The organism is Methanosarcina barkeri str. Wiesmoor (genome assembly GCF_000969985.1).
Taxonomy (GTDB): domain Archaea; phylum Halobacteriota; class Methanosarcinia; order Methanosarcinales; family Methanosarcinaceae; genus Methanosarcina; species Methanosarcina barkeri_B.
In genome coordinates this window covers 2,777,438-2,790,305 of sequence record NZ_CP009526.1, presented here as the reverse complement: position 1 = coordinate 2,790,305, position 12,868 = coordinate 2,777,438, and the positions used below count along the sequence as shown (strand labels likewise).

Sequence of the window (12,868 nt, the reverse complement as noted above, 5' to 3'; positions counted from 1 at the left end):
TGTAGAAATTCTATCCATGAATCAACATTAAATGACTGAAAAGACATGAGTAAAAATAGATCAGACCATTCAGTTCAAATTAATGAAGATTTTTTGAAGAATTTTTACTGAACCTTTTTACGGAGCCTTATATCTTTCCTGAATTATCTGAACTTTATCCCTGTCTGTGAAAGCAGACAGGGCAAAAAGAAGTTCAGGTCTTAAACTATTCGGGAGGTAGTTTAAGATTTGTGTCTGTTCGCAAGAGACATATTACCTATACTACTAATTGATATTTAACACTTACTTTTTGTTTCTTGTTACTAGATCTTATTTTTTTATAATACATTGTTACAGATTTGACGAACTCTAATTGAAGAAATCAGTTTGAAGAAATCAGTTTGAAGAAATCAGTTTGAAAAAATCAGTTTGAAAAAATCAATTTGAAGAAATCAATTTGAAGAAATCAGTTTGGAAAAATCAGTTTGAAAAAATCAATTTGGAAAAATCAGTTTGAAAAAATCAATTTGGAAAAATCAGTTTGAAAAAATCAATTTGGAAAAATCAGTTTGAAAAAATCAGTTTCTTGAGAAGTTTACTGTTTAATAATAGTTGGCAGACATTGAACATGAGTGGAGAGCCTTAAATTAAGGACATTTTTCAATATATCTTGTTTTCAGAACCTTAAAATCAGCATTGTCAAAGGTGATGAAAACTCACTTGCAAAGCTCGATTGGGATTCTGTGCTGGTAGCAGGGCTTGCTGAACCTAAAAAATGCATCTTCATGAACCTCCATTCGATTATAAAAAATAGAAAACCAGAATCTGATAAATCTGTTTCAGTGTGCAATCGTGATTATAGCGGTATGAGGCAGTTGCTCTATTGGTCAGTCCAACCGGAATATATCAAAGGGTTCCGAAAACTAAACGAAATTTATCCTGATGGAAAAATAAACAACACTCAGGTCTTCCTGGAGTGTGAGTAATATTCCAAAAATTGAGATCTTATGAAATTAATATTTAAGTTAATCCCAAAAATCAATATTACCTCTCCGAATCTAGTATTAGGAATAATCAATTGAGTTTCTGATCATGAAATATAGATACGGAACTCCATTGATTTGAGAATAAATTGGTTTTGGGATGAACTATAATATTGTCTGTATCTTCTTTTTGACTATTTCACTTTAATCCATGAAGGTTCGGATTTCTGATACTTTTCAAAGTAAAGGGGTTACCAGCTTTTCCTGCACCAGACATAAATCATGCTGCAAGAGTTTTAAGCAGTTCAGGAATGCGGAGGCTGATTTTGTACCTGAAATTCTTCCTGATCTCGCCTATCATCTTCATTTCATTATTGTCTAGGATTTTTGCGCGGTGGACAATCAGGAAATACCCTACTATGAAGGCTGCATACTCCAGGGGTGCTCCGGTAATTAGATGCGTGTTTTTGGCTGCGAGCATAGACCCTACCATCAAGATGACGATGAAAGTTAATTTCCTGTACATCGAAGTGAAAGGATGCATATTCTGCTTTCTCCATGCCCTTAAAGTCATCAGAACCTCGATGGATGAAAAGGACACTGCAGTCCCTATAGCTGCACCTACCATGCCATACTCAGGTATAAGCATGAAATTGACTGCTACATTAATGCCTGCACTTGCTACTGAGCACTTCATAAGGAAATCTGAATCACCAGAGGCTAACAGGGTATGATAGTTAAACCCGAAGTACGAATTTGCTATGAACCCCAGGGCAAGGATACGCAGGGTAGTGGCGCCGCCTACATATTGCGCTCCATAGAGTTTTGTAATAAAGTACTCGGGATACACGAATATGAGTGCAAAGAGAGGGAATGTAAGCAGAAAGCACCATTTAGTCATTATCTCATAAATTGAGCCAAGTGGAGCAGTCTCGTTTTGACCCCAGAGTTTTGATGTAACAGGGACATAAACAAAGCCTATGGAAGATACTACCAGAGACAAGAATCCTACAAGAGGGTATACTGCATTGTAGATTCCAACGATCTCAGCCGATTTGAAATATCCTAGCATTATTGTGTCTATCCAGCTCATAATGTTGAGCAGAGTTGCGGTTATCAAGAGTGGAAATGAATATCTTATTAACTGCCTGGTTGTGTCACCGAATTGAATTTTCCGTTCCTGTTTGACTGCCCGCTTGATTGGCGGCTTCTTTATGAAGTAAACGGACATTATACCGAAGGTAAAGATCATTGAGAGCAGATCCGCAAACACGACCCCCTTCAGAGAAGCATTGATAAATATGGCAACTGTGGCAAAACCAAGTAGAGATACCGGCCTTACGATGTTATAGAAGTACATGTTAACATTCGTACGGTCGAATCCTCTATAGATCGCTACTATCAGGTTCAGGAGTATAGTAAACGGAACTGCAAAGATAAGGGTCTTCACTACAGACAGGACTTTACCCTGTGCATCAAAGCCATTTCCTGCCAGAGTATGGAACAGGGAAGGTGACACCAGAATTGAAAGTAAGCCTGCAATCAAGCCCATAACCATGGCTGAGATTATTAATTCATGTACCTTCTGTTCCTCATGCCTGCCCCTGAAGAACGCAATATATCTTGGAACTCCTTCATTGAGTCCAAGGGTTGCAACTGCACCGGTAACTGAGATCACAGTAAGTGCAAGGGCATATGTGCCAAAGTCGGCTGGAGCAAGATGTGACGTGAGTACTTTTTTGGTAGTAATGTCGAGAAGCATTCCAATGAAGGTTCCTGCAAGTATTACGCCGGAACCTGCCACTATCCGGTTGACCGAGTCGTTAACTGACATGTTAACACCGTTTTACTGCGCTTAGTTCCCGGCTTCCTGGATCAACGGGCAGGAGCAATATTCGGTTGCATTGCCAGTGACTACCTGTAAAAAGTTCTCAGTCAACTGCAGGTTAAAACCTGAAAAGTCTTTTTTTGCAGTTTGAATGGAGGATAAACCTATTTTTCCAGCCTTGAAGGATAAGCCTGTTTTTCCAGCCTTGCAGGTACTACCAGATAGGGTACTGTTAGATAAGGTACTGTTACTGTATGTAATGAAAAATCTCATTTCGGGATTTAGGGTTTCAAAGTTAGCTATTTCGAATTCCTTTAAACAGCTGTAAGTTTTAAATTTGTCGATATATCGGCCTTTTTGCTCAACTTTTTGTCTGGCTACCCCTTTCTGAGCTTCCAAGACAAGGTCTATTTTGGGTTTCGTGATAAGCTGCATAATTTCTTACGACCTTTAGGATTGGATCGGAGCTAAATCTTGGATTGGACCGTGGGGTCAACTTCCAGGTTGGATCAAGGGTTGAGTCCTGTCGGGTCCCAAATTGACTCGAATGCGGATCTTGGATTAATCCTCGGTTAGGTGCCGATATTCGAAGCTGATTTTGGGTTAAGTCAGGAGGATCCCTGTTGGATCGCAGGTTGGATTGGGCTAAATCCGGAAGACCCCTGTTGGATCGCAGGTTGGATTGTGGTTTGAATCGCAGGTTGGAATGGGTTGGATCCAGTGTAGGATCTCAGTGAGTTGTGGGGTAAATCCTGGGTAGGATTCATGGCTGGGTTATGAAAGACAGATCTGGGTTTTATCTGCCTTGCATTAATTCTGATTTGCTTCTGCTAATTTACTTCTTAATTCAATGGACACTTTTCAATGGACACTTTGTCTGTTTTTCGAAGCTCGGAATCGGTTTTTGTATTCCTAGACCAGCTTACGAAACTCATCGAGTCTTTTTCTTTTCTAACTCCACAAGTGTCCGTAATCAATTTAGCCTTCAGAGGGCTGGCAGAGCAAATTCCGGATTATGTCGTTTTTCTGAAACTTGAAGGAGAGAAACTACGTAGATATTTTTTAAAGTTCCCCCAAGATTTCCACGAAGTACCTCATCGACTTAATATAAAAGCCTTTTGGAAGCAGCCCGTTATTATCATAATGGGGTAAGATACTGGTTTGAAGGAAATCTTATTTAATATGTGTTCTGTTAGAGATCGGTCAGAGATCGGCTGGATTCCATTTCTCAACTTTTGCAGCTTAAACCAGATGCAATTTTCAAAGCAATTAAATACCTCTAATTGAAGAAATAAGCCCTCAAAGAGGTTTTTAACTTTCCAAAAATCCGGCTTACCCATTCCGGATAATCCCAATTTCTTTTATTCGGTCAGGAACAATCCTGATGGAAAGAAGTTTTTGTCGACATTATTCAAATGTAGCCAGGATCGAGAAAATATTTTTGAAGATAAATATTTCAAAACGAATCTTTCTAAATATCAGTATTACTCATTTGAATTATTTTTTATAATTTCGCTGAAAATATTCAGGCTGATACTCGTGAATTATTATAATTTACTAGTTATATAAATAACAATTCATCAGTACAGAAAAAATAAAAAGTCTTTAGCAGTATTAGGTAAACTAAGAGCTCAGAACACTCTTTAGTTTGCCCTACAAAGCTACGCAAAAAAGAAAGTTAAGGCTTAAAACCTCAACTTATCATTTAACTTTATCGATTTATCACACAGTTGCCGCTTTTGCTGGATTGAGTTACTGTTTTTGCTGAGTTCAGTTATCGTTTTTGCTGAGTTCAGTTGTTCTTTTTACCAGGTTTAGTTATCATTTTTACTCGGTTTATCTGTTACTAAGTTCAGTTGTTCTTTTTATCAGGTTCAGTTATTATTTTTACTTGGTTCATCTATCGCTTTCATTTAATTTCATGGTTTTACTTTTCTGTACAGGAACACAGCAAGCAGGGAAATTGTTCCGTAAACGATTTCAAACCCGGGAGCATCTGTTTTATTCTCTAGCGCATATTCAACACTTGAAGTGTTTATTCCTGCATCATCTTCTCCATTAAGGTCGGAAGCTTCCGATCCAGGCTGGGAATCAAGTTTCGCATTAGCAGTTCCGTTATCCTCAGTTTGGTTGTAATAGGTTTCGTTGCCACCTGCTTCAACAGCCTCGGTTACGTTACTGGAACTTATATCTACACCAGTTGCGTTTTCACCAGCTTCGTAATCCTTGGTTGTATTGTTCCCGAAGCTGGTTTCAACAGGAGTTGTAACCATAACAGGATGAGTAACAATTACTGCGGCAGTTTTTGAATCTGTTCCATTTTTGTTCGTAGCGCTGAGGGTAACAGTATAAGTTCCAATTGTCGTAAACACGTGAACCGGATTTTCCTCAATAGAGTCGATCTTCCCGTCACTTTCAAAGTCCCAGCCCAATGAGTCTGCATTTTCGGACAGGTCGGTAAACTGGACTGAAAAAGGAGCAGAGCCATTGCTATTGTTCATCTTGAAGTTTGCTACCGGAGGTCCGGGATACTGTTGTCTGGATGATGAAATAAGAGGTAACTGATCAGAATAGGTGCTTTGCGAGAGTCTGTATTCTGAATCTGCAATTCCATCTCCATCCGCATCGGCTGCGGTATCCGAAAAACCTGTACCTTCAGGTTCTGCCCAGAAATTGCCTCCAAGGTAGGGACCACCGACAATATTCTCACCTTCGGCCTTTTTTGTGTTGTAGGCATTTCCAATTCCATTTTCAATATCTGCATTGTTGGTGTTGTTGAGATAGTTATTATAAATCAGATTGTCATCACTCTCTGGACAGACAAAAAGGCCGTAAACGTCGTTTGAGGATACGTTATTGCCTGTAAGTGTGTTACCGTCGGAAGTGCTGATATGGATGCCAGTGCCTTTATTATCCGAAGCTGTATTTCCGGAGAAGGTATTATTGGTTGAGGACGATAATATGATTCCATATTCTCCGTTATTCGTAACCACGTTATTTGAGAGATTATTGCTTTTTGAGTTCAAAAGATAAATTCCATAGCCGTTGTTCAGGATTTTATTATTCTCAATGATGCAGTGATTACATTCTGAGAGATAGATTCCTGTATAGTCGTTTTTTGTTCCTGTAAGCCCAAGTCCACTAATTTTTACGTTATCAGCCTGCAAGGAGATTACATGCTTGTCTGAGCTCTTAGCTGTAATTATCGTGTCATCAGGATTTCCGGATTCGGACTGGATTGTAAGACCATCTTTAGCTACTATGATATTTTCAGTATAGATTCCGGGTTTTAAGATAATTACATCACCTGAGGCTGCATTATCCAATGCGGTTTGTATCGAATCTCCAGGCTGGACGTAAACCTCAGCCGCAGCTCCGATACCCGAGCTTAGTGTTAAGAGAAGAAAGACTGCCAGTAAAATAGTTAACTTGTTCAATTTGATTCCCCAGTACATTCAAAGTATGGGTGATACTTCGATTAATTAACCGGGAATTAATATAAAGTAATATAAGTATATTGGTACAAATTATAATTGAATTATAATATTAATATCCAGCTTAGATTATATTTTATCACTTAGTCATTAATTTATCCAACCTGAGTTAACATCGTACAACTTAGGTTAAATAAATCAAAGAAACTCGATATAAACTAATACCAAAATCCAAATAAATACGAAATGTAAAAAAAGGAATGAATTAATGTGAAATCATCTTAACTGAGAAGAAAAATAAGCAAATTGATTTTTAATGTTCCTGAGGAATGTTGTATCCTGAAATTATTTCGCAGACTCAAATCCATTTGGCAGTTCAATACACAATACAGCAACAGGCGACGCAAAATGTTAAATGTTAAAAGTTAAATGTTAAAAGTTAAATGTTAAAAGTTAAATGTTAAAAGTTAAATATTACATGTTTAAGTGAATTTCAACTCCGTTTTTGCATTGTGAAATGATTACGTAAAATGAAGCAAGTTTGAAGTTGGACTAAAATAATGGGTCACATGCATACGATATACAACTGCAATAAAAAATTAAAAAAGCTAACTAATTTTGAGATAAAACAGTTATTATGAAATCTGAAGATCAAAGCAGTTTGGAGAGGAAGTAGAAAAGTGAGTGTTCATAGTAATGGCATTCTTTTATTCAGGTTCAGGAATGAGAAACTCGAAGTGATGCTGGTTCATCCGGGTGGGCCATTTTGGGCAAAAAAAGACTACGGAGTGTGGTCAATACCCAAAGGACTACCTGAAGGTCACGAAATTCCCCTGGATACGGCAAAAAGAGAATTTAAAGAAGAAACAGGTTTTGAGGTTGACGGCGAGTTTATCGATCTGGGAGAGTTAAACCAGTCTAGAAAGAAGATAGTTCATACATGGGCTCTTGAAAAAGACCTGGATATAACAAATGTTGTAAGTAACACATTTCCGCTTGAGTGGCCAAAAAACTCAGGGAAAGTACATGAATATCCCGAGGTCGATAGAGCAGGCTGGTTTGATATCGAGCTTGCTAAGAAAAAAATACGAAAAGAACAAATAGGTTTTATTGATAAGCTCATGGGCATTATAAATTACTCTCAGAAAGAAGAGCACTTAGACAAGGAAAAAAGATACAGGCAAACTACTCTATTTTAAACGATGTATTGTTTTCCCATGCCAATCACCGCAAAAATGGAGGGGATTTTAACCCCCTAAAACACATATGAAATTCTTCTAAATTACAGCACAAAAATATGAAAGTACTATGAAAGCATTTTCATGCTAATTCATAATATTATTTTTTTAGAAGTTCAAATCATTTGGAATTCGATCCTTATTTAGTGGATCTTGCTCTTGAATATCTAAAATACAATCTGTCAACACGATCCCATACAACATCCCATAAATATTTGGCATAGGAAAAAGGATAATTCACCCAAAAAACTAATTTCTTGAAAGGCGATAGATCTCTATAGCCCTCAATCCACATGGATTCGCTTAGAAATCCTTTCCATATAAGAGATTTTTGCATTTGTTTCCATCGCCTGAACATATGGGCTATTATAAGTAAGAAGGTACAAGCGATTGCGAATTCTTTTTTTCTCATAAATTTCACACTTAGCGACTCAATGAACTTAATAAAATAATCTTGAATAGGGCAAAGTTTCTGGTATTTAGCCAAAGTAAGCAGAAAACCAACCTTTTTTGAGATTTAAATTTTTGTTGGAAATTATCAAACTATTTCAAAATATTAGAAAATCTTTTTTTTGATAATTTGATATGCTTAAATATATGTTATTTCTCCTATAAATTTTTGTTCCAAAATGACCTGCAAGGTCTTCGATTATTTTTCAGCCGACATCAAACCGATAAAAGTATCAATTTTCAGAAGACAACACAAGTACGGGCAGTATCTCAAATTTTCTGTAAATTTGAAGTCAATTTTTTGCGTACTATGAAGAAAATTGATCTTTTGATATGGAGTTTCCTACCCAATGACTTTTTGAAATTTGTGTTTTTACAGAAAAATTGGCACACTGCCTTTTATTGACGAGCCAGTAAATCTGGCACTTGAACTGAAAAATTGGTACTGTGTACCTAAAGAAATATACACTACTCCACCCGAGGATGAACTTTACATCGAAGGTAAGGTAAACGATGTTAATACGACTGGGAAACAGACGAATCAGGTTTTATGGCAGAGGAAGAGACCATTAAGGAACTCAGGGTAGATTACGGTATTGAAAGTTATTTTGTTCCCGAAGGCAGGGGAATGGATATAGAAAAAGCGCAGCAGACCGGAAAAACAGAAGTTGATGCAAAAGTTATCATTGACAAATACGGAAATGCCGTAATCAAGAGTTTATTAATTGACGGAAAAGAGATTGAGTTCTAAATCGGGCTCCCTTCTATTGAAAGCATCTTCTTTAGACTCGACAAAGAAAGCATAATGCTAAGATTATGAAAAGCAGGAAATATAAATTTTTATCAATTGATTTTGATTACTGGAGGTTGCAGAATAAATCATAAGGTTAAAAATCCCTCAAAAAGGAAGGCATAAAAGAGAGTCTAAAAAATTAGAGTTCGATTACTTTCTTCTCGATATACGGAACTGGTTTTATATCTTCAGCAGGGTTTACCTGAGTTGGCACTTGGGAGAAATCCTCAAATAGTTTTTGAAGCAGCCTGAAAAACCCATTGCAATCGAGGAAATGGTGACTATTTACAACACTGTGTATTTCCATAAATTGAATTATGATTCAAATAGAAAACAATATACATATATATGGCAAGTTTCAACAAATATCTTAAATATGTGTTATGTTTTGGAAATTATAAGGGCAAGATACACAAGAGAGACCTTACAATGTATTTGAAGAAAATACATGTTAAAAACTTTAGATGTATCAATGATATTAATTTAGAACTAAACTCTGGATTAAATGTAATTATCGGTGCAAATAATTCGGGAAAAACTTCTTTACTGGATTCATTAAGATTGGCTTTAAGCATTGGTAATTACAGTAGAAGTATCTATGTTTCAAGTGAAGATTTTTTTGTAGATGAATTTGGAAAGAAATCCCAAACTATTGAGATAGACCTTACATTTTCTGAACTGACTCCAGAAGACATGGGAGTCTTCATTGAGATGTTAAAAGTTAATGATGATGGAAACCATGAATTAGAGCTTCATGTCAGGTATAAAAGAGAGAGAAAAAATGGAATAGAAAAAATTAGGGTTAGATATTGGGGAGGAGAAAAAGAGGCAAATACTATTCCAATAGAAGTTATGGAACTATTTTATATTGTATACTTAGAAGCCTTAAGAGATTCTGAGAATTATTTAAAGCCGAATAGAGGAAATAAATTAGGTCAACTGTTTCTAAAATTAGTTCCAGACGAAACTGCACAAGAAAAACATGCTCAGCAAATATACGAAAGTATTACTTCAAACGAAGATTGGAATGAACTAATAACGGACGCAAGAAAAAAGATTAATGAACACTTAGAAAATACGACTCTTGAGCACGATACCCTTAGAATAGATATTGATTTTGCTCCAGTGGATTTTACAAAGATTGCAGAAAGATTGAAAATTTATATACCGATCTTAAAAAAGATAAAAAGAGAATTGATAGAAAATATTTTTGAAGAAGAAGGATGGGAAAAATACTTTGAATACCCACATTCGGATAAACTGATTTTAAAGACAGACATAAAAGAATTATTGAAAAATGAAGTAAATTCTGAACTTAAATTCAAAATTTCAAAATTAGAAAAGTTCATTCAGAAATTTGAGATATATCAAAACGGATTAGGATATAACAATTTGATATACATTGCGACTATAATAGGCGATTTGATCGAAAGAGTAAATAGAAAAAGTGAGAATTATATTGCACTTTTAATAGAAGAACCAGAGGCACACCTCCACCCTCAACTACAAAATATATTGTTTAATTATTTTAAGAATATAGAATCAAAAAATATTCAAATATTTCTCACTTCACATTCACCTACAATTACAGCTAAAACTGACATAGATACAGTTATTTTAATGGAGAATAGTTTTAAAGTAGACATTTTGCCTTTAAAAGATATCGAATTTGAAGATGAGACAGATAAAAAATATTTGCAGCGATTTCTTGATGTCACAAAATCACAGTTATTTTTTGCAAATGGAGTAATATTTGTAGAAGGAATCTCAGAAGCTATGCTTCTTCATATTTTCTCAAAAATTTTGGGTATCGACTTAGAGAAAAATGGAATTGAAGTCGTAAACATCGGTGGAGTAGCCTTTAAGCCTTTTGCGAAATTATTTAATTCAGAACATATGGATAAAAAAATAAAAGTAAGAGCTGCTATACTGTCAGATGATGATGAATCAGACGGAAAAATATCTCGCAGAGCAAGTAATCTGAATAAACTTAATAGTGAAAATTTGAAGGTATTTTTAGGTACAAAAACTTTTGAGTATGAACTATTTCTCTTAAATGGAGACCTTTTAACAAATTTATATAAGAAGTTACACCCTAATTTTCCTCAGTCTAATCCTCAAGAAAATACCGAAAAAAATGCAGATTACCTGGTAAAGAGGTTGAAATCAAATAAAGATAAGGGTGAATTTTCTCAACTTTTAATGATGGAATTAATTGAAAATGAAGATACAAGAAATAAGTTTAAAGTTCCAAGGTATATCGAAAAATGTGTGAAGTGGGTGGTTGGGGCTGAGGATTGAAGACTTTAGTGGAGATAAAATACACATACTAGAGAAAGATGGTGTATTCGTTGTCAAAGCTTGTGCAGGAAGTGGAAAAACATGTGTAGTTGCTGCTAAAATCTCTTCATTACTCAGAAAATGGGAATCTAATAACAGAGGAATAGCCGCTATTTCATTTACTAACGTTGCTTGGCAAGAAATCGAAGATAAGTTGAAGAAGGATTTTGGAGTCGATTCAGGGTTAGATTACCCACACTTCATTGGGACTATTGATAGTTTCATAGATACATATCTATTGTTACCTTTTGGGCACTTGGTTCTTAATTGCGAAAATAGGCCAGAAATTATAATGAATTGGGAACCTGAGATCAGAGGAAAGTTCGAATGTAAGAAAAGTGGATGTAAATTAAGTAATCTCTCTTATGATATTAATGGAAATTTAATTAGTTATAGTGACAGCAGTCATTTTTCAAATTGTAGTCTGAGCCATCGTTACTGTAAGGCATCAAAAATCCAATTACGTCAAAGTGGTTATTTAACTCAAGCTGATGCAAATTTTTTTGTGATGAAGTTGCTAGAAAAGTATCCAGACATTGCAAAAGCTATTGTATACAGATTTCCTGTATTTCTTATAGATGAAGCTCAAGATACTTCTGATGTCCAAATGAAAATTTTTGATCTTTTGTTGGAAAATGGATTAGAAAGGCTTATGCTAATAGGGGATCCAAATCAAGCAATATACGAATGGAGAACAGCGAATCCAGAAGTATTTATAAGAAAATAAATAGAATGGGAAACGCTAAATCTTCATGAAAATTGGAGAAGTTCAAAGGAGATTTGCGCTTTTACAGACAAAATAGTCTCAAATGATTACGTTTCAACCGCTTGTAATGAAGAAATCAAAGATTTTAATTTTAAACCAGAAATTTGGGGATATGATGTAAATGAATCCCTGAACTTAGAGACAAATAGACTAATACAAGAGTTCATAAGAATCTGTATAATTAAAGGCATTTCAATTAATAAAGAAAAAGTAGCTATTTTAGTTAGAGGTAAAGACATTCTAACCGAAATTAGAAATCAAGGTGATTTTGTTAGAAAGGAACCTTGGAAAGAACAAATAAGAAATAATGGCAAACCAGAGATTGATGTAAATAGAATTCACTATAGGAATATAAGCAAAAGCAAATATCTGTTTGATAAGAAAGAATATAAAGAGTCTTTTAGATTACTTGAAAAAACTATTTTCGCGATAAAAAATGGGAAAGAGTATGTTTCAAATGATGAGCTAAAGGAGTTCATTGAGCAAATTGATTTTAAGAAATGGCGAATAGAATTATTTGATCTTCTTACAAGGTTACCAAATACTGATGTAAGTCTGAAAGAGTGGGTGGATCTTGCAAATGAGGTAATTAGGAGTGACTGCTTTTTCGGCATAAGTGATTTTGAAATTAAAATTAAGAAAGGTACTAACGAGATAAAATTTGGGCAAATCTTCGTAGATAAAGAAGTGGAAACTGAGAATTATACGTTAGGAACAGTTCATTCGGTTAAAGGAAGAACTTTTGAAGCGGTTCTCTTGATTTTAAAAGAAAAAGCTTACAGAAATAAAAGGTATGTTGATCTTATAAACGAGAATATAAATGATAATGAAGAAAAACGAATTATATACGTTGGTACCACAAGACCTCAAAAAATTCTAGTAATTGCAGTTCCAGAAAGCGATAAAAAGGCATGGGAAAGCAAGTTTTACGGCAACAGTGGACGCAAACAAAAACAATTAGATCTTTCTGCTTTTACATGTACAAACCTGAGCTGAATCCAAAATTCAAAATAGATTATCATATAAAGACAGATCCCATGTTTAAAAAATATGGGCA

At 35.2% G+C, this 12,868-nt stretch carries 10 protein-coding genes; 6 read left to right on the top strand and 4 right to left on the bottom strand.

The features are described 5' to 3' along the window. The first annotated feature begins 611 nt into the window (after positions 1–611). Positions 612–965 carry a class I SAM-dependent methyltransferase gene (locus MSBRW_RS11550; RefSeq protein WP_048102866.1) on the top strand — a complete coding sequence of 118 codons (354 nt, stop codon included), beginning with the start codon at positions 612–614 and terminating at the stop codon, positions 963–965. Between the two features lie 277 nt (positions 966–1,242). Here the strand turns inward: MSBRW_RS11550 and MSBRW_RS11545 are convergent, their stop codons facing one another. The 4 genes from MSBRW_RS11545 to MSBRW_RS11530 all read right to left on the bottom strand — a co-directional run bounded on the left by MSBRW_RS11545 (position 1,243) and on the right by MSBRW_RS11530 (position 6,227). Next, complete coding sequence (locus MSBRW_RS11545; protein ID WP_011307521.1) at positions 1,243–2,796, bottom strand: flippase; 1,554 nt, start codon at positions 2,794–2,796, stop codon at positions 1,243–1,245. A gap of 21 nt (positions 2,797–2,817) precedes the next feature. Beyond that, positions 2,818–3,225, bottom strand: a complete 408-nt coding sequence (locus MSBRW_RS11540; protein WP_011307522.1) for a hypothetical protein — start codon at positions 3,223–3,225, stop codon at positions 2,818–2,820. Positions 3,226–3,632: 407 nt separating this feature from the next. Further along, on the bottom strand, positions 3,633–3,767 hold the full coding sequence (locus MSBRW_RS23910) for a hypothetical protein (RefSeq protein WP_268990257.1): 135 nt from the start codon (positions 3,765–3,767) through the stop codon (positions 3,633–3,635). A 942-nt stretch (positions 3,768–4,709) separates the two neighbouring features. Then, positions 4,710–6,227 carry a NosD domain-containing protein gene (locus tag MSBRW_RS11530; protein WP_011307523.1) on the bottom strand — a complete coding sequence of 506 codons (1,518 nt, stop codon included), beginning with the start codon at positions 6,225–6,227 and terminating at the stop codon, positions 4,710–4,712. A 677-nt stretch (positions 6,228–6,904) separates the two neighbouring features. Here MSBRW_RS11530 and MSBRW_RS11525 point away from each other — a divergent pair. The 5 genes from MSBRW_RS11525 to MSBRW_RS22990 all read left to right on the top strand — a co-directional run bounded on the left by MSBRW_RS11525 (position 6,905) and on the right by MSBRW_RS22990 (position 12,807). Beyond that, a complete protein-coding gene (locus MSBRW_RS11525) occupies positions 6,905–7,423 on the top strand; it encodes an NUDIX hydrolase (protein WP_011307524.1) in 519 nt (172 codons plus the stop codon). Between the two features lie 1,039 nt (positions 7,424–8,462). After that, entirely contained in the window at positions 8,463–8,663 is a 201-nt protein-coding gene (locus MSBRW_RS11515; RefSeq protein ID WP_048102871.1) for a GDYXXLXY domain-containing protein, read from the top strand. A gap of 471 nt (positions 8,664–9,134) precedes the next feature. Beyond that, positions 9,135–11,006 (top strand): ATP-dependent nuclease, encoded by a 1,872-nt coding sequence (locus MSBRW_RS11510; protein WP_230669716.1) that lies wholly within the window; start codon positions 9,135–9,137, stop codon positions 11,004–11,006. Then, positions 10,990–11,772, top strand: a complete 783-nt coding sequence (locus MSBRW_RS11505) for a UvrD-helicase domain-containing protein (RefSeq protein ID WP_011307526.1) — start codon at positions 10,990–10,992, stop codon at positions 11,770–11,772. The genes MSBRW_RS11510 and MSBRW_RS11505 overlap by 17 nt, the downstream gene beginning before the upstream one ends. Positions 11,773–12,378: 606 nt before the next feature. Further along, positions 12,379–12,807 (top strand): 3'-5' exonuclease, encoded by a 429-nt coding sequence (locus MSBRW_RS22990; protein WP_011307527.1) that lies wholly within the window; start codon positions 12,379–12,381, stop codon positions 12,805–12,807. The last annotated feature ends 61 nt before the right edge of the window (positions 12,808–12,868 follow it).